Here is an 18,494-nt window from a genome sequence, read left to right as displayed (position 1 = left end):
TTATAATAAGACTTTAGTATTCTATTAATTCTTTTAATTTATTTTCTTCATCTACCAATACTGCTTTAGACTGAAGATTAAATATTTCATCTTCTTTAAAAAAACTGTAGGAAATGATAATTACTAAATCACCTGGTTGAACTAGTCTAGCTGCCGCTCCGTTCAAACATACCATGCCACTTCCACGTTCACCCTCTATTACATAAGTTTCGAATCTTGCTCCATTATTAATATTTACAATATGAACCTTTTCATTAGGTAAAATATCTGCGTGTTCCATTAACTCCTTATCAATTGTAACACTTCCAACATAATTAAGATTTGCATCAGTCACTGTTGCTCTATGAATCTTTGATTTAAGCATTTCTCTATACAAATATATCACTCCCATAATAATTGATATTCATAATTCCTTGAAAATACTTGCACTCTAAAAATTAACTGTTTGGACGTTCGAAAGTATACTAGTCATTTGCATAAACACTTTTTATATAAGTATAGGAATAAAATACAGAATAATCTCATATCTTTAACAACAAAAAGTACATTAAGTATCAAATATAATATCCAACTCATCTTGTGAAATACTCACTTCCTTAAAATCTGATCTTGAGTACACAATTTCATCGGTATCATAACTATCAACAAGATAATCCAAATTGTTATTAAAGGTTTCAGTTAAATTAATGACATTTTTGAAGCTAATGTTTTTCTCGCTGAAACTTAGAGAGAAATTAATTTCATTGTTGAGTTTCATTCCAACTATATCAATCAGATAATAGAAATTATTCGATAAAGCAATATCTTCGCCAGTATCTATATTAAGAAAGCTAAACACACTATTAGAAGCATTATCAAAGTCTCCCAAATAATTATATCTAAAGTCTCCTCTTGAGTTATCAATAAAACCTTGAAATGAATTACTCAACAGCCCATATTCTAAACCATTGTTTGGTACTCCTCTATAAACCTCCTTGAAATATTTTAGATTTTCCTTTAAATTTTTTTTATTTAAATCAAAAGTAGAGTTATAAAAATTGGTAAACCAACCAACAGTTCTAGAAACATCTAAGTTTAAATCTCTTCCATGTGTTTCTATGTCCATTGAAACTGATTGATTTTTATTATGTTCCTTTAAACTATATACAAATAGGAAAATTAACAACTCATTTAGGTTCATTTTATAAATTTCTTGCAATTTTTTTAGTGAGTGTAATTTAGTGTCATTTATAGCTAGGTTAACTGTTGAAATGTCATTATAAGTAACTACGTCAAAATTCTTCTTAAACGGTTTAATATCATCTAAATTTGACCAATATTCTTTTATTTCTTTATTTATTTTTCCTTTATATTGCAATAACGATTTAGCCCAACTCTGAAAAGGTTGAGTTTTACTTGGTAATACAAGAGGTTTTTTTTCTTTCATCAGTAATACCGTATTTGAAAAGTCTTCTAATATTACCCTCCATGAGAGGCCGTCTATCACAAGATGATGGGCCACGAATAGTATTAGTTTATTGTTATCTCCCAGATTTAATATACTAGTTTTAAACAATAAGGAATTTTCTATTTCGAAACTTGACTTAATATCCTTACCAATCTCTATTATTCTTTTATTTTGTTCTAGGTAATTTAAATTAGAAAGATCGTATTCTTCAACAAAACCTTTATTATTAAAATGTGTGTTATTGTAATAAAAACATTCTTTTTCCCTGTTATAGTTAGCCCTTAACATATCATGATGCTTTATTAAGACCTCAATTATATTATTAATTTGAGATGTCGTTAAATTAAATTTTAATTTTATTAAAACAGATTGAACCCAATGATTTTTATTATCATCTTCTAAAGAAAAGAACCAATTGATTATAGGAGTTTTTTCAATAGTGCCAGAACATATATCTTGATTATTTTCTTTCTTATCATTATATTCCATTTTCTTTGCAATTTCTCTTAATGTATCTAGTTTCAAAATATCCTGGACTAACAAATCTATATTTTCTGACTTTAATTTAGCTGATGTTTGTATAGCTTTAATTGAGTCTCCACCGATTTCAAAAAAACTATCATAAATGGAAATATGTTCTAGTAAGAAAATCTCTTTTATAACTTTTAATAGAATTTTTTCTTTGCTATTCAAAGTTTCAATGTCGTTATCTTTATTTATTGCACTAAATTGTTGTTTATCTAACTTTTCTATATAAGAAGTATCAACTTTACCGTTAATATTCAAAGGTATTTTGTCAATGAAATTTATGTTTTTCGGTACCATATATATTGGCAAATATTCTAATAACCAGTGTTTGATTTGTTCCAAGGTTAAACTCTCTGATTTCTTAACTATATATGCTGATATTATATTTTCTTTCCTAGATAGCACACCAACATATACTTCTTTTACTAGTGGGTTATTTAAAAGAACACTTTCTATTTCTTTTACTTCAATTCTGTAACCATTTACTTTTATCTGGCTATCTTTTCTACCTATATAAATTATATCACCAGTTCTAGAATATTTACCCAAGTCCCCTGTTCTATATAACACGTCACCAGTTTTAAAAAAATTTGAAACAAAGTTATTAGCTGTTAATTTGGGATCGTTTAAATATCCAGCACTTACCCCTACCCCAGCGATACAGATCTCTCCAATAACATCGTTAGCTGCAATATTATTGTCACCATCTAAAATGTATATTTCCATATTATCTATAGGCTTTCCTATTGGAACAGAAGAATAGGAATCATTAAAGTTAAAACAATAGTAAGTACAACCAACAGTAGCTTCTGTCGGACCGTATTCATTTATTATTTTTATATTTCCTTTAAATTTCTGATAAATGTTCCTAGCTAGTTTTACATCAAGTTCTTCACCACCAACTATTAATAATTTTAATGAAGTCTTCTTAATTTCTAATTCTTTAAGAACTTTCAAATGTGAAGGGGTCAATTTAATAATAGTAAGTTCCTCGTCCATAAAAACATCAATTATACTATATCCAAATTGACTCTCATCGATTATTTTTAATGTACTACCACTAATTAATGGAGTAAAAATCGATGTTAACGTTAGATCAAATGAAATAGAGGTAAATAACGGAAAAACCTCTCTTCCATTTATATAACTTTTTTTCGCCCAATTTATGTAGTTAATTATACTCTCATTTTTTATTAACACGCCTTTTGGCTTTCCTGTAGATCCTGATGTATACAAAATATAGGAAATCCATTTCGTGTTATCGATTGGAACGTCAAAATTATCGTATGTATATTTCTCCATAACAACTTCATAATAATTATAATAGTTTCGGTTATTAGTAACCTCACTTTCTAGGATAGTATTTGTTAATATTAAGTTAGGCTCTGCGTCATCTAAAATATACTTAATTCTATTTTTTGGTAGATTAGCATCTATAGGAATAAATGTACCTTCACATTTTATTATAGCTAATAGCATAATAATCAGCTCTGGTGAATTATTCGCAATTACAGCGACTCTAGAATTTAATTTTATACCTTTATATCTTAAGAACTCAGAAAAATTTTGAACTCGTTCTGATAATTCTCTATAAGTATACATTTTACCATTCCACTTTATAGCTACTCTTTTAGGTTCTAATAATACTATTTCATTAAATAGATGGTAAATAGATTTTCCTTTTGGATAGTTAATACTAGTATCATTAATATTAGTTAGCTTATTCTCAATCCCTTCATCTGACTCAATTTTATATTCCTTCACCTTTAAATTTGGTTCTAACAATATATTTTTAATTAGGGTTACATAACTGTTATAAAAATACTCAATATCATTCTCTGAATAATCATTTATTTTATAGTCAAAAACAATGGAAGTGTTATCTTGTTCCCATTGATTGACAGACATTTGCAAAGAGTAAGTCTGACTTCCTGCATATAATTCTTCTATCCTTGTGTTTATGTCGTTTGATGAATTCGAAAACTTCGTATTGTGGTAATTAAAAGTAATATTGTACAATCTATCTATACGTCCATTTTTTTCACTTAAATCTCTCAGCAAATAATCATATGGGTACTTATGATTAATCATGGATTTTTTTAACACTGAGTTAACCTCATTATAAATTTCGTTAACCGATTTAAACGGATTAACCGAAAACACTACAGGGAGAATATTAGTGAACATTCCAACCAAATTTTTATACGGACCTGTTCTATTATATATTGGCAAAGCTATAACATTTTCTTTACTTGTTTTAGACAAATATATATATAAACACGTTATAAAGAATAAATTAACAGATATATTTTTTTTCGATACGTATTCATTTATTTCTTTCATAAGAATACTATCAACATAAAACCTACTCCTAGAACCTTCTAATTTCTTTGAACTGCTATTAATCAAAAGCTCCTCTAGATTATTGAAAGCAGAATTCCAATATGTTCTATTTTTAATATATCGTTTAGTCTTTTGATAAGCATACTCATCTTCTATAAAATTTTCGTACAACCTATCATTTGTTTTTTTTATTTTTTGTTCATAATTATCTATTCTTTCAATTAATTCCTCAAATAAAATATTGATTGACCAACCATCAGAAATAATATGATCTAAACATACCAAAACATTATATTTACAATCAGCCAACTTACAAATACAAAAATACTTAAACAATTCATTATTCTTATGGAATTTTTCAAATTTATGATTTGACCATTTTTTAAATTCCTCTTCTGGATTAGGCATCTCACTAAAATCTTTAAAATCTATTTCTTTATAACTATAATCTTGAATGACCTGTATTACATTTTCATTATCTTCTAAAATATCCACTCTTAATGCTTCATTTGTTTCAAATAAAAAGTTTACAGCTTTATTTATAATAGGGAAATCCACTTTTCCATCAATATATAAAGTTCCTCCTATTGTATGAATAGAATCATTCGGAAATAATTTCTTTGTGTACCAGATTCTCTTCTGAGACATACTGAGTCTTATTTTCTTTTCGCTCATAAGTACCTCCTTAATCAGTTAGTATTTTGTTAATTAGGTTTAAAATATTATCAACATCAGTATTTATAAAAAAATGGTCTCCTTCGAACTTATATAGATTTAATTTATTCTTTGAATATCCCCCCCAACTTTTAAGTCCTTCGACTGTAATGGTATAGTCTTTATTTCCATATAAAATTGAAAAATCACACAGTAACTCACCTTTAAAAACAGTTTTGTAGTTCTCTAGTATTTTAAAGTCATTTTTTATAATAGGAAGAAAATACCTTTTAAAATTGATGTCCTCCACAACCTCCCTTGGGGTTCCACCTAAATTGACTATTTTATTAATGAATTCTTCATCAGGTAAATTATGAGAAATATCATTAGTTGAACGTGTATATGGAGCTTCGCACCCAGAAAAGAATATATGTTTCGGTAAACGCTTTCCTAGTTTAAGTGTCTTTAAATATAGTTCATAGGCTATAACCCCACCCATACTATGACCAAATAAAGCATATTCTTCCTTATTTATAAGATTTAAAAATTCCTTATTAAATATATCCTCTACAACCTCATCTATGCTTGAAGGTAACCCTTCATTTAATCTTCTTCCTCTACCTTTTAACTCTACAGGATGTAATTTTATTTTGAGATTAATTTTCGATTGCCAAGGTAAGTAATTCACTGAAGAACCTCCAGCATAAGGTAAACATATTAAAATCATTTAATTCCCCCTTAAGTATTCTTTTAATTTACATTATATGATAAATTCTCTAATATTAAAAATAAATCGAATTATAGTTCAATTTTACAATTATACTTTCTTAAATTAACATTATATTTATACATTCGACAGGTAACTTTGAAGTTTAATTTACCCTTTTCCATTCTTCATTTAGGACAGATAATACATTATTCTTTACGAATATTGGTAGGATAGTGAATTGAATATTTACTAGTAGTGAGAACAGCATATTAAGATTCATCAAATATAAACTAGGGTAAAAGGTTAAAAAATGAGGCAAATTATTAGAAATTAGAGATTCTAACACATAGTGGTTAACTTCACTAACCAAGGAGAAAAGTTATTAGTTCGAGACAAGCTGAAATTTTTTCAGTGGAAAAAACCGATTCCGTCAAATAAGGTTGGATCGTGGTACAATTACTTAACATCCGACAAGAATACGGATCTATTGCATGTCAGTCCACACCAACTTCGTTGTTAGATGGCCCTTAAGTTAAATAAGAACAGAGACATCAAGATGTAAAAGTTGTACCATTCTATAAAGTAAGAAAATATAAAAAGGTATATTATCTAATTCCTAACCTGCTATAATAAGACTATTCAAAAAAATAAAAAAGGAGATTGTTATTTTTGGTCTATATTGATATAAACAATAAAAAAATCGAAATTTTATACAAAGGGGTTAACAAACCAACTATTTTAATACTATCTGGAATGGGTTGTTCAATATACGAATGGGATAAAATTATCACAAAACTATCAAATAAGTATAGAGTCTTAATGTACCATAGGCCAGGATTGGGTGAAAGCGAATATACAAACGACACACGTGCAACGCTTAAAGTTACCCAAGAAATAATATATTTATTAGAATATTTAGATATTAATGAACCGATTATTCTAGTAGGTCATTCATATGGGGGGTTGTGCGCGCAGCACTTCACAAAGTTATACCCAGATAAAATAAGAGGTTTGTTATTATTAGATTCAACTTCTGTTAATTTACACAAACTAGACCAATTAGAATTACCGTATATGAATGAAAACGATTCTGATATTGCATGGATTGAAAAGTGTAAAAGATATTCAAGTCTTTCTCCTGAAGAACTTTATAATACTTTAAATCCAATTTTAACCGATAAGCAAAGAATGCTATCTGTAGAAACACAAAAAAAAATAATAGCATTTTACACTAACCCTACGTTATATAAAACAATGATTAAGGAGATAGAAAACTGGAAAAGTGATGCAGAGATAATAAAAAATATAAAATTTCGGGGTGCTTTTCCAGTAACCATCATTGGCCGCGATAAGGGAATGTGTGTATCTGAAAGTGTGCAATTCGGAAATCCAATTAATGAAGCTGAACTATTAGAGCAAACATGGCATGAATTAATTATTGAACAAAAACACCTCTATAAAAATGCAAAATTAACTTTTGCGATAAATGCTAGTCATGATATACATTTAGACCAGCCAAATTTAGTTACTAATGAAATCATTGAAATGATAAATAAAACTAATTTTATTTAATCAATTGTAATGAATGTTAAAAAAACCTCTAATAAATAATTAAAATCATAAAAAATTACATTATCGGGGAATGTTGATTGTTTCGAGCAAACCGAAAGTTTGTATTTTTCATCTATATTATATTGCTTGAAAAAATAAGGTTCCCCTCTACTCTCTCTTTTACTAATAGAAATAAAAGTTCCTATCTTTCTAATCGTAAACGAATCTAAATCAATATGTAATCCTTCTCCTACAGCCTTTATATAGCTTTCTTTCAAAGTCCATAAATCATAAAAATATTGAATTCGTATCTCTTCATTTATAGACATCAAATCAATATATTCTTGTTGAGAAAAAAAATGTTTTGCAACATGGAAGGATATTGGTGAAATTTCTTCAATATCTATCCCATTTTCCTCATTATCAATACTAACAACAACCCATTCATTAGAATGTGAAACATTAAATTTAAAATCAATCTGTTGTTCGATGTATGGTTTACCGTATTTATTCGTTATAAATATAATTTCTTCATTTCTATTATTGTATCTTTTTAGAAATTCTACTCTGACAACTAGCTCCCCAATTAGGGTCCTCACTAGATCTTTAGTTAGTTTATACTTCACATTCCTCTTATTGAGGTTAGATTTTAAGATACTTATTAAGTCAACCGAAATACGATTGGGTACTCTAACTGCAAAGATCTGCATTTGCATTCGCTCCTTCAACAAAGTTAATTTGCTATGGAAATATTAACTATACTTATATTTCTTATCAAATAAATTAATGCAGCTTATTCATCCCAAAAGGTTCTGCAAAGTTTAATCGGCAAATTCAGTTAGTGTTTAAGACAATCCAAACTGATTGATACATCTTAGTAAAATGTTATGAAAGTTCATTTAAATTAATTGTAATTACAATCAATATAAAACAATTTTTCAACATTTAAAACAGTTTATATGCTGGTGTGACTGCTAAAATAAAAGTGTACAGTTTTTGCTTGATAAGATGGAACACCTATTTACCCAAATATACCAGCCAAATATATTAACCTATCACTGTAAAATGTAGAAGTAATTTAACTATACAGTGGAGGTCAGAAAAGGTGGAAAAGTGGGAAATGTACATGGAAATACAACAGTTATTAAAGCAAGGATTTAGTAAAACAAAAATTGCAGAAAAGTTAGATATATCTTTAACAACTGTATATAGACGTTTGAAGAAAACTCCTTCGGAAATGTCAGATTGGATTGACTCATTAGAGACTAGAAAGAAGTTATTGGATCCTCACAAAGAACTTATTTTATCATGGCTTAGACAACATCCTGATATGTCAGCTGCTCAAGTGCTAGACTGGTTACAAGAAAAGTATGATGACTTTGAAATTGGAGAAAGTACAGTAAGGACATATGTGAAAGGTTTAAGAGAAGAGTATGAGATTGATAAAGTTACCTTACCTAGATCGTATGAAGCTATTCCAGATCCATCAATGGGGGAACAACTCCAAGTCGATTTTGGACACACTAAGCAAAATACAATCGATAATAAAGAAGTTAAACTTAGTTTTATTGCTTTTGTTTTATCCCATTGTAGATATAAATACACAGAATGGTTGGATAGACCATTTACTACACAAGATGTAATCAAAGCTCATGAAAATGCATTTAACTGGTTCGGCGGTATGACAAATGAGTTTGTATACGACCAAGACAGTTTGATGGTTATAAGTGAAAACGGTGGAGATTTAATCTTAACAAAAGAGTTCCAATATTATCGGGAGTCTAGAGGAATCAATTTAAGGGTATGTCGTAAGGCAGACCCAGAAAGCAAAAGTAGAATTGAGAATGTAGTTGGATTTGTGAAGAAAAACTTTGCGAAACATAGAGTTTTTCATTATATTGATTCTTGGAATGAGCAGAACTGGCAGTGGTTAACTAGAACCGGCAACTGCAAAATTCATAATACGACAAAAAAGAGACCGGTAGAAGTGTTTCTCCTCGAAAAGCAACACTTAAAGCCAGTCTCCCATGAAATAAATATTTCAAATAACCATGATACAAGTATATCAAGACATGTCCATAAGGACAACACCATTCGCTATCAATCTAATAGGTATTCTCTTCCTCTTGGTACATTTAACAAACGAAAAAAGGTTTGTGTGAAAGAAACAGAGGATAAGCAATTAATTGTTTATATACCGGAAACTGGTGAAATAATAGCTAAACATTCTATACCTGATGGAAAAGGTCTTCTAATTAAAGATCGGAAACATAGTAGAAATCGTAACAAAGGAGTAGATTCTTTTATAGAAACAGTAGCTCTTAAATTTAAAGATAAAGAATTAGCTTATCAATATATTAACAAGGTTAGAGAAAAATATTCTAGATATATTAAAGATATATTACAAATAATACTACGGGATACAAAAGAGACAAGTTCGGGTTTACTATCCAAAGCATTAGAGGAATGTGTAAAAAGAAAGTTATATAGTGCAACAGATTTCAGCGATATCGTTGCCTACCTTAAACGTCAGCGACCGTTACATGAAACATCAGAGGATAAAGAAATTAAACCTGTAAACCATTCTGGTATTAGAAACAGAAGCATATAAAAGGAAGTTGAAAACTTACACTGAATTAATGGAGGGTGATTACTATTGAATCAACTCCAGCAATTACAAGAAACTCTAAAATCACTAAGGCTTGTTGAGACAGCTAAGCATCTCCCTATCTTAATCAGAGAAGCTGAACAAAATGACCATTTATTTACACAATTCTTAATTGATGTGACAGCATATGAGCAAGCCTGTAGAGAAGAAAAGCAATTTAACAATAGAATGAAGTGGGCAACATTCTCCTTCCATAAAACGTTAGATGAATATAATTTAAAAGAACAGAAATCATTGAGTAGTAAGCAGTTAAATAGATTAAAAGACTTAAATTGGATAGAGCAACTATATAATCTCATACTATTAGGACCGCCAGGTGTAGGCAAAACACACCTGGCAATAGGATTAGGTATTGAAGCTATAAATCAAGGATATAAGGCAGTTTTCACTTCAATGGGGGATTTGGTACACAATCTAAAAACCGAAGAATTTACCCGTAAATCGAAAGCTAGAATGAAAAGAATAGAGGCTTTTTTAGTGATAATAGACGATTTGATGTTTATGGCGATGAACCAGCAGGAGGCAAACATGTTCTTTCATTTAATAAACGATTTATAATTGTGTAAAAAGAAGAGTCATTTTATTCCTTCTTGTCAACACTGTTTTCAACGACGATAAACAATGAAAGAGGAATAAGAATGACTCAAATACAGTTTAACCTAGATTTGGATGTTTTAAAAGAAGCCGTTATAAACTCAAATATTGATACTGTGGTTAGATCTGCTATTGTCCTTGTTTTAAATGAATACATGGATAAAAAAAGAGATCAATATATACAAGCTGCTGGTTACGAACGCACGACTGACCGTTTAGATTATCGTAATGGCTACTACGAACGTGATTTTACGATGAGTATTGGGAAGCTAAAACTTAAAGTACCACGCACTAGAAATGGTGAATTTTCAACTTCCGTTTTTGAAAAATATGCACGCTGTGATCAAGCCTTCGTTATCTCAATGGTCGAAATGGTGATTAATGGTATATCTACTCGTAAGGTTACACATATTGTGGAACAGCTTTGTGGGGAGAACGTTTCAAAGTCTTTTGTTTCCTCTCTTACTCAAAAGCTAGATCCTATCGTTAACGCCTGGGCCAAGAGACCACTTAATGTCTCCTACTATCCTTTTATCTTTGTGGACGCTATGTATATTAAGGTGCGTGAGCACCATCGAGTCGTCTCCAAAGCGATCTATATTGCGACCGCCCTGACTGATAAAAACACTCGTGAGATTCTTGGTCTTCAAGTTGATCATGTTGAGAACTATGGTAGCTGGTGTCGATTTTTTCAACAGCTTAAATCCCGTGGACTTCAGTCTCCAAAGCTCGTTATTTCAGACGCTCATCAAGGTCTTCAAAAAGCAATTCTACGGGAGTTTATCGGCACTAGCTGGCAGAGATGTAATGTACATTTTAAACGTAATATTATCGAGAAACTCCCAAAGAAAGATTCTGGTGATATTAGGACGATGGTCAATCAGATTTTTGAAGCGGTAACTATAGAGGATATGAGGAATTTCAAAGAGGAACTTATGAACCAATTCGGTGAAAACCCTAAATTCACAAACGCCTTAAAAATTCTTGATGAAGGCTTTGAAGATACCATTCAATATATGGGACATTCACAAGCTCTCTGGCCTCATATAAGAAGTACGAATTCATTAGAACGGTTAAATCAAGAAGTTCGCAGAAGGGATAGAGTCATACGGATTTTTCCTAACACTCAGTCCGCTTTTCGTTTAGTGGGAGCTATCTTACTTCATTATCAACAAACGGTTTACTCAAAGAGAAAATCCTTATGCAAATAGCCTCTACATTTGAGTGAAACTTCCATTATAGATGGTTTCATAGCCAGGGTGGATTGTCAAAGTCAGGAGCCTTTGACATCCCACCCTGGCTATGAAGGAATAGAACCATGGAAGATTCCCTCAAAAAATGTAAGGGGATAAATCATATCACTAATTAATAGTTGAAAACAGTGGTTTAGAATTTTACACAATATTAAGGACTTGACTATAAAAAAGAATACTTTGGCAGCAAACCTTTACAGAAAATCAAACAAAATAATTATCAAGCATTCTTGAATCAATTTGGAGAAAACAAGGCAAAGGAAACGGTTGAGAAAGTAAATACTCATATTCGAGCCAGTGTAAAAGATGCAATGGAAGAAGATATCATTCCACATGCCTTCACTAGAAATGCTGTGCTATATTTCACCGTTTCTGCAAAGAAAGGGGCCGAAAAACACCTTGATGTTAGTGAGAGTGAGTTGCTATTAAAAGAACTCCTCAATCGTCTTCACAAAGGGCTAGGTTACTACCTCCTTTTCTTAGGGTTAACCCACAGGACTACGCTTTGAAGAGCTTATTGGACTCACTGTAGAGGACTTTGACTTTAACAATACGATTAATGTAAATAAGACATGGGGATATAACAATCGAATGGAAGTAGGATTTGGACCAACAAAAAATGAACAGTCAATCAGAACCATTGATGTTGATGAAATCACCATGTCCAAGTTTGAAGAATTATGTAAAAGCATGAACATTAATACCCCATACAGACTCGTTTTTTACAGTGCAGGCTCAAAATACAAAGTTATTAGCAATACGAATGCAAACAAACTTTTAAGGAAAAAGCTGATCGATTTAGGTATCAAGCCGATTACTATACACGGGTTAAGACATACTCATGCGTGTGTAATGCTTTACAAAAAGGTTTCTATCTATTATGTCAGTGAACGATTAGGACATAAAGATATTCAAACCACACTAAAAGACTATTCACATGTAACAAAAGAATTACGTTCTGAGGATGCCAAGGTAACAACAGCTATTTTCGGTAATATGTTATCTGCTTAGAACCCAAGTATCATTATACGCATATCAGGTTTTTCAAGTATGCGTTTTTTTTATAATACCCTGCTATCAAATGTTATTAATTGTATAATCAAGTTGAGGTGATATCCCATGAAAAATATGGATTATCGTCAATGAAAATATACTCGGAATTATCAAGTTGTAAACAATAGGTGCTTTAGGTGTGAAACAGAGCTAACTTATTCGAACCCAACCATTAAGATTGGAAGCCAAATTGTCATAAATGCAAAGGTACTTACCTGTCCTATTTGTTTTAAAAATGATAACGGGGGAATTCTACGATGAAATTTAAAGATTTTCTTATGAAGGAGTATCAGATTGGTGAAAAGTCTGCTCGTGACTATGAAGGCCGTTTAAATGGATTAATCAATAAAGGCATCTATAAGGGTGAGAGTCAAATTACTAACATTATGAGAGAAACTATTGAAAAAGAATTTTCAAAGTCTGAAGCACATTACCTCCTTACCATAGAACGCTACATAGCATTCCAAGAAAGAATTCTTAAAAAAAGAGAAAAATTAATAATTAGTTACTCATTGATGCGCTTAGGGACCATTTTGTGTAAAACATAGATGCAACTTACATCTAAATAAATCAATGTCATCAAGGGATTTCTATGTGTAAAATTTGTGTAAAAAGAAATCAATTCTTATCGTTTTCTATCGTGTTCTCAAAAAAGAGAAAAGCTCACAAACCTTGATAAATCAACATTTGTGAGCTTTTAACGTTTTTTAAAATGGACGTATTTGAACGTCAGAATACCGGTGGTCGGGGTCGAACCGACACTCCTTACGGAACACGATTTTGAGTCGTGCGCGTCTGCCAATTCCGCCACACCGGCAAATATTCTTTTATTTAATTATGGTGCCGAGGACCGGAATCGAACCGGTACGGTAGTCACCTACCGCAGGATTTTAAGTCCTGTGCGTCTGCCAGTTCCGCCACCCCGGCATGAGGTGTATAAAAATGAGTGAATATGTATTGGAGGCGGCAACCGGATTTGAACCGGTGGTGAAGGTTTTGCAGACCTCTGCCTTACCACTTGGCTATGCCGCCATCAATATAAATAACTACTTGGAGCGGAAGACGGGATTCGAACCCGCGACCCTCACCTTGGCAAGGTGATGTTCTACCACTGAACTACTTCCGCAGATCTGGCTGGGCTAGCAGGGTTCGAACCTGCGAATGACGGAATCAAAATCCGTTGCCTTACCACTTGGCTATAGCCCATTTGTATATTCTATGCATGAAAGCAAAAAATGTGAATTTAAAATAATGGGGCGGCTGATGGGAATCGAACCCACGAATGTCGGAACCACAATCCGATGCGTTAACCACTTCGCCACAACCGCCATAATTGGCAGGGGTAGTAGGAATCGAACCCACATCAAAGGTTTTGGAGACCTTCGTTTTACCATTAAACTATACCCCTAGATGGTGGAGGGGGGCAGATTCGAACTGCCGAACCCGAAGGAGCGGATTTACAGTCCGCCGCGTTTAGCCACTTCGCTACCCCTCCATAAAAAACAATGCCGGCCAGAGGACTTGAACCCCCAACCTACTGATTACAAGTCAGTTGCTCTACCAATTGAGCTAGGCCGGCAAATGGTGGCTCAGGACGGAATCGAACCGCCGACACAAGGATTTTCAGTCCTTTGCTCTACCGACTGAGCTACTGAGCCAAAACTTATACGTTTTACAATATGTTTTAAATTAATTTGTGTGAATTTATGTAGTGGCGGTCCGGACGGGACTCGAACCCGCGACCTCCTGCGTGACAGGCAGGCATTCTAACCAACTGAACTACCGGACCAAATTGCGGGGGCAGGATTTGAACCTGCGACCTTCGGGTTATGAGCCCGACGAGCTACCGGACTGCTCCACCCCGCGATAATATGAATGGTGGAGGATGACGGGATCGAACCGCCGACCCTCTGCTTGTAAGGCAGATGCTCTCCCAGCTGAGCTAATCCTCCAAAATGGTGACCCCTACGGGATTCGAACCCGTGTTACCGCCGTGAAAGGGCGGTGTCTTAACCGCTTGACCAAGGGGCCAATTTATATGTTTAATGGCGGAGAGCAAGGGATTTGAACCCTTGAGACGGCTATAAACCGCCTACACGATTTCCAATCGTGCTCCTTCGGCCAGCTCGGACAGCTCTCCATTGGCTCCGCAGGTAGGATTCGAACCTACGACCGTTCGGTTAACAGCCGAATGCTCTACCACTGAGCTACTGCGGAATAATTTAATAGTATGTATGCCCGGCAACTTCCTACTCTCACAAGGGGACAGCCCCTAACTACCATCGGCGCTTTAGAAGCTTAACTTCCGTGTTCGGTATGGGAACGGGTGTGACCTTCTCGCTATCGCCACCGGACTTTTTAAAGACATATATTATTATAACGTCTTTAATAAAATTTTCAAGAGAAATTTTAAATCATTCTCTGAAAACTAGGTAATGTTGAAGAAGATTGTTTTGAGTAATCGCCTGAATGCGTGCTGACGCGACTACTTACGTAGTGCTGTCTAGCTGCGGCGGCTTGAAGCCGCCCGCATTTCGTATTGTCCAGCTACAGCGCCTAGATAGGCGCTTTCGCTTTTCGTTTTTGGTTAAGTCCTCGATCGATTAGTATTAGTCAGCTGCATGTGTCGCCACACTTCCACCTCTAACCTATCAACCTGATCATCTTTCAGGGATCTTACTAGCTTGCGCTATGGGAAATCTCATCTCGAGGGGGGCTTCATGCTTAGATGCTTTCAGCACTTATCCCTTCCGCACATAGCTACCCAGCGATGCCTTTGGCAAGACAACTGGTACACCAGCGGTGCGTCCATCCCGGTCCTCTCGTACTAAGGACAGCTCCTCTCAAATTTCCTGCGCCCACGACGGATAGGGACCGAACTGTCTCACGACGTTCTGAACCCAGCTCGCGTACCGCTTTAATGGGCGAACAGCCCAACCCTTGGGACCGACTACAGCCCCAGGATGCGATGAGCCGACATCGAGGTGCCAAACCTCCCCGTCGATGTGGACTCTTGGGGGAGATAAGCCTGTTATCCCCGGGGTAGCTTTTATCCGTTGAGCGATGGCCCTTCCATGCGGAACCACCGGATCACTAAGCCCGACTTTCGTCCCTGCTCGACTTGTAGGTCTCGCAGTCAAGCTCCCTTGTGCCTTTACACTCTACGAATGATTTCCAACCATTCTGAGGGAACCTTTGGGCGCCTCCGTTACTCTTTAGGAGGCGACCGCCCCAGTCAAACTGCCCACCTGACACTGTCTCCCATCCCGATAAGGGATGTGGGTTAGAATTTCAATACAGCCAGGGTAGTATCCCACCGACGCCTCCACCGAAGCTAGCGCTCCGGCTTCTAAGGCTCCTACCTATCCTGTACAAGCTGTACCAAAATTCAATATCAGGCTACAGTAAAGCTCCACGGGGTCTTTCCGTCCTGTCGCGGGTAACCTGCATCTTCACAGGTACTATAATTTCACCGAGTCTCTCGTTGAGACAGTGCCCAGATCGTTACGCCTTTCGTGCGGGTCGGAACTTACCCGACAAGGAATTTCGCTACCTTAGGACCGTTATAGTTACGGCCGCCGTTTACTGGGGCTTCGATTCAAAGCTTCGCGTGAGCTAACCTCTCCTCTTAACCTTCCAGCACCGGGCAGGCGTCAGCCCCTATACTTCGCCTTGCGGCTTCGCAGAGACCTGTGTTTTTGCTAAACAGTCGCCTGGGCCTATTCACTGCGGCTCATCAAGGCTTTAACACCCTAATGAGCACCCCTTCTCCCGAAGTTACGGGGTCATTTTGCCGAGTTCCTTAACGAGAGTTCTCTCGCTCACCTTAGGATTCTCTCCTCGCCTACCTGTGTCGGTTTGCGGTACGGGCACCTTATTCCTCGCTAGAGGCTTTTCTTGGCAGTGTGGAATCAAGAACTTCGGTACTAAATTTCCCTCGCTATCACAGCTCAAGGTATATGACCATGGGATTTGCCTCATGGTCCCTCTAACTGCTTAGACGCACATCCAATAGTGCGCTTACCCTATCCTCCTGCGTCCCCCCATCACTCAAACAGAATACGGTGGTACAGGAATATCAACCTGTTGTCCATCGCCTACGCTTTTCAGCCTCGGCTTAGGTCCCGACTAACCCTGAGCGGACGAGCCTTCCTCAGGAAACCTTAGGCATTCGGTGGATGGGATTCTCACCCATCTTTCGCTACTCATACCGGCATTCTCACTTCTAAGCGCTCCACCAGTCCTTACGGTCTAGCTTCAACGCCCTTAGAACGCTCTCCTACCACTGAACATCAACGATGTTCAATCCACAGCTTCGGTGATACGTTTAGCCCCGGTACATTTTCGGCGCGGAGTCACTCGACCAGTGAGCTATTACGCACTCTTTAAATGGTGGCTGCTTCTAAGCCAACATCCTGGTTGTCTAAGCAACTCCACATCCTTTTCCACTTAACGTATACTTTGGGACCTTAGCTGGTGGTCTGGGCTGTTTCCCTCTTGACTACGGATCTTATCACTCGCAGTCTGACTCCCATGGATAAATCTTTGGCATTCGGAGTTTGTCTGAATTCGGTAACCCGATGAGGGCCCCTAGTCCAAACAGTGCTCTACCTCCAAGATTCTTACGCATGAGGCTAGCCCTAAAGCTATTTCGGAGAGAACCAGCTATCTCCAAGTTCGATTGGAATTTCTCCGCTACCCACACCTCATCCCCGCACTTTTCAACGTACGTGGGTTCGGGCCTCCATCCAGTGTTACCTGGACTTCACCCTGGACATGGGTAGATCACCTGGTTTCGGGTCTACGACCACATACTAAATTCGCCCTATTCAGACTCGCTTTCGCTACGGCTCCGTCTGTCCAACTTAACCTCGCATGTAATCGTAACTCGCCGGTTCATTCTACAAAAGGCACGCTATCACCCATTAACGGGCTCTAACTACTTGTAGGCACACGGTTTCAGGATCTCTTTCACTCCCCTTCCGGGGTGCTTTTCACCTTTCCCTCACGGTACTGGTTCACTATCGGTCACTAGGGAGTATTTAGCCTTGGGAGATGGTCCTCCCTGCTTCCGACGGGATTTCTCGTGTCCCGCCGTACTCAGGATCCACTCTGGAGGGAACGAAGTTTCAACTACAGGGCTTTTACCTCCTATGGCGGGCCTTTCCAGACCTCTTCGTCTATCTCGTTCCTTTGTAACTCCGTATAGAATGTCCTACAACCCCAAGAGGCAAGCCTCTTGGTTTGGGCTAATCCCGTTTCGCTCGCCGCTACTCAGGGAATCGCGTTTGCTTTCTCTTCCTCCGGGTACTTAGATGTTTCAGTTCCCCGGGTCTGCCTTCCATACCCTATGTATTCAGGTATGGATCCTATCCCATAACGGATAGGGGGTTTCCCCATTCGGAAATCTCCGGATCAAAGCTTACTTACAGCTCCCCGAAGCATATCGGTGTTAGTCCCGTCCTTCATCGGCTCCTAGTGCCAAGGCATTCACCGTGCGCCCTTATTAACTTAACCATTGTTCGGCTTGCGATAAGCTACGCATTTCGGCGTCAGCTCACTCGTCAACATCCTCATGTGCACAAGACGCACACTCCGGTGTTTCCTCGCTCGCTTCCTTGAACTGCTTGCTTCTCACAACCCTCACGGTTGTATGTTTTTAAAAAAAGTTTAGTATCTCTACTCTATTATATA

9 protein-coding genes, 16 tRNA genes, 2 rRNA genes and 1 pseudogene are annotated in these 18,494 nt (G+C 36.0%); 6 read left to right on the top strand and 22 right to left on the bottom strand.

The features are described from left to right. Positions 1-13: 13 nt before the first annotated feature. The 3 genes from panD to MHI57_RS22850 all read right to left on the bottom strand — a co-directional run bounded on the left by panD (position 14) and on the right by MHI57_RS22850 (position 5,699). Positions 14-376: an aspartate 1-decarboxylase gene (gene panD, locus MHI57_RS22860; RefSeq protein WP_340978279.1), complete on the bottom strand. Its 363-nt coding sequence runs from the start codon at positions 374-376 to the stop codon at positions 14-16. A gap of 171 nt (positions 377-547) precedes the next feature. Continuing rightward, positions 548-4,993: an amino acid adenylation domain-containing protein gene (locus MHI57_RS22855; protein ID WP_340978278.1), complete on the bottom strand. Its 4,446-nt coding sequence runs from the start codon at positions 4,991-4,993 to the stop codon at positions 548-550. A gap of 10 nt (positions 4,994-5,003) precedes the next feature. Then, positions 5,004-5,699, bottom strand: coding sequence for a thioesterase II family protein (locus MHI57_RS22850; RefSeq protein WP_340978277.1), 696 nt, complete (start codon positions 5,697-5,699; stop codon positions 5,004-5,006). A 651-nt stretch (positions 5,700-6,350) separates the two neighbouring features. Here MHI57_RS22850 and MHI57_RS22845 point away from each other — a divergent pair. Beyond that, positions 6,351-7,253, top strand: coding sequence for an alpha/beta hydrolase (locus tag MHI57_RS22845; RefSeq protein WP_340978276.1), 903 nt, complete (start codon positions 6,351-6,353; stop codon positions 7,251-7,253). Here the strand turns inward: MHI57_RS22845 and MHI57_RS22840 are convergent. Next, a complete protein-coding gene (locus MHI57_RS22840) occupies positions 7,250-7,942 on the bottom strand; it encodes a 4'-phosphopantetheinyl transferase family protein (RefSeq protein WP_340978274.1) in 693 nt (230 codons plus the stop codon). The genes MHI57_RS22845 and MHI57_RS22840 overlap by 4 nt on opposite strands. A gap of 395 nt (positions 7,943-8,337) precedes the next feature. Between MHI57_RS22840 and istA the strand changes: the two genes are divergently transcribed. From istA to MHI57_RS22815, 5 genes and pseudogenes are all read left to right on the top strand, one after another. Then, entirely contained in the window at positions 8,338-9,843 is a 1,506-nt protein-coding gene (istA, locus tag MHI57_RS22835) for an IS21 family transposase (RefSeq protein WP_340978273.1), read from the top strand. A 45-nt stretch (positions 9,844-9,888) separates the two neighbouring features. Further along, positions 9,889-10,455: pseudogene (locus MHI57_RS22830) on the top strand (ATP-binding protein); the annotation flags it as partial. 83 nt (positions 10,456-10,538) lie between these two features. Next, complete coding sequence (locus MHI57_RS22825; RefSeq protein WP_340978270.1) at positions 10,539-11,705, top strand: IS256 family transposase; 1,167 nt, start codon at positions 10,539-10,541, stop codon at positions 11,703-11,705. Between the two features lie 558 nt (positions 11,706-12,263). Next, positions 12,264-12,758 carry a site-specific integrase gene (locus MHI57_RS22820; protein WP_340978688.1) on the top strand — a complete coding sequence of 165 codons (495 nt, stop codon included), beginning with the start codon at positions 12,264-12,266 and terminating at the stop codon, positions 12,756-12,758. 299 nt (positions 12,759-13,057) lie between these two features. Beyond that, on the top strand, positions 13,058-13,348 hold the full coding sequence (locus MHI57_RS22815) for a hypothetical protein (protein WP_340978268.1): 291 nt from the start codon (positions 13,058-13,060) through the stop codon (positions 13,346-13,348). Between the two features lie 187 nt (positions 13,349-13,535). On the opposite strand, the gene MHI57_RS22810 is transcribed toward MHI57_RS22815, so the two are convergent. The 18 genes from MHI57_RS22810 to MHI57_RS22725 form a co-directional block, all read right to left on the bottom strand. Further along, positions 13,536-13,617: transfer RNA gene (locus MHI57_RS22810), tRNA-Leu, on the bottom strand. 21 nt (positions 13,618-13,638) lie between these two features. Beyond that, positions 13,639-13,727 (bottom strand) — tRNA-Leu (locus tag MHI57_RS22805). A 31-nt stretch (positions 13,728-13,758) separates the two neighbouring features. Then, positions 13,759-13,832: transfer RNA gene (locus MHI57_RS22800), tRNA-Cys, on the bottom strand. A gap of 19 nt (positions 13,833-13,851) precedes the next feature. Further along, positions 13,852-13,926 (bottom strand) — tRNA-Gly (locus MHI57_RS22795). A gap of 5 nt (positions 13,927-13,931) precedes the next feature. Further along, positions 13,932-14,006: transfer RNA gene (locus MHI57_RS22790), tRNA-Gln, on the bottom strand. A 46-nt stretch (positions 14,007-14,052) separates the two neighbouring features. Continuing rightward, positions 14,053-14,128 (bottom strand) — tRNA-His (locus tag MHI57_RS22785). A 6-nt stretch (positions 14,129-14,134) separates the two neighbouring features. Next, a tRNA-Trp gene (locus MHI57_RS22780) sits at positions 14,135-14,208 on the bottom strand. 3 nt (positions 14,209-14,211) lie between these two features. Next, positions 14,212-14,295, bottom strand: a tRNA-Tyr gene (locus MHI57_RS22775). 11 nt (positions 14,296-14,306) lie between these two features. After that, a tRNA-Thr gene (locus tag MHI57_RS22770) sits at positions 14,307-14,379 on the bottom strand. A 3-nt stretch (positions 14,380-14,382) separates the two neighbouring features. After that, a tRNA-Phe gene (locus MHI57_RS22765) sits at positions 14,383-14,458 on the bottom strand. A 54-nt stretch (positions 14,459-14,512) separates the two neighbouring features. After that, a tRNA-Asp gene (locus tag MHI57_RS22760) sits at positions 14,513-14,589 on the bottom strand. 3 nt (positions 14,590-14,592) lie between these two features. Further along, positions 14,593-14,666: transfer RNA gene (locus MHI57_RS22755), tRNA-Met, on the bottom strand. A gap of 10 nt (positions 14,667-14,676) precedes the next feature. Continuing rightward, positions 14,677-14,752, bottom strand: a tRNA-Val gene (locus tag MHI57_RS22750). Positions 14,753-14,756: 4 nt separating this feature from the next. After that, positions 14,757-14,831 (bottom strand) — tRNA-Glu (locus MHI57_RS22745). Positions 14,832-14,846: 15 nt separating this feature from the next. Beyond that, positions 14,847-14,940 (bottom strand) — tRNA-Ser (locus tag MHI57_RS22740). Between the two features lie 2 nt (positions 14,941-14,942). After that, a tRNA-Asn gene (locus tag MHI57_RS22735) sits at positions 14,943-15,017 on the bottom strand. Positions 15,018-15,036: 19 nt separating this feature from the next. Next, positions 15,037-15,154 (bottom strand): 5S ribosomal RNA (gene rrf, locus MHI57_RS22730). Between the two features lie 229 nt (positions 15,155-15,383). After that, a 23S ribosomal RNA gene (locus MHI57_RS22725) occupies positions 15,384-18,317 on the bottom strand. Positions 18,318-18,494 lie beyond the last annotated feature (177 nt).

The sequence above is a fragment of the Cytobacillus sp. FSL K6-0129 genome, assembly GCF_038007625.1.
GTDB lineage: Bacteria > Bacillota > Bacilli > Bacillales > Cytobacillaceae > Cytobacillus > Cytobacillus kochii.
Note: the sequence above shows the minus strand (reverse complement) of the source record. Positions and strands in the feature narration are given on the sequence as shown.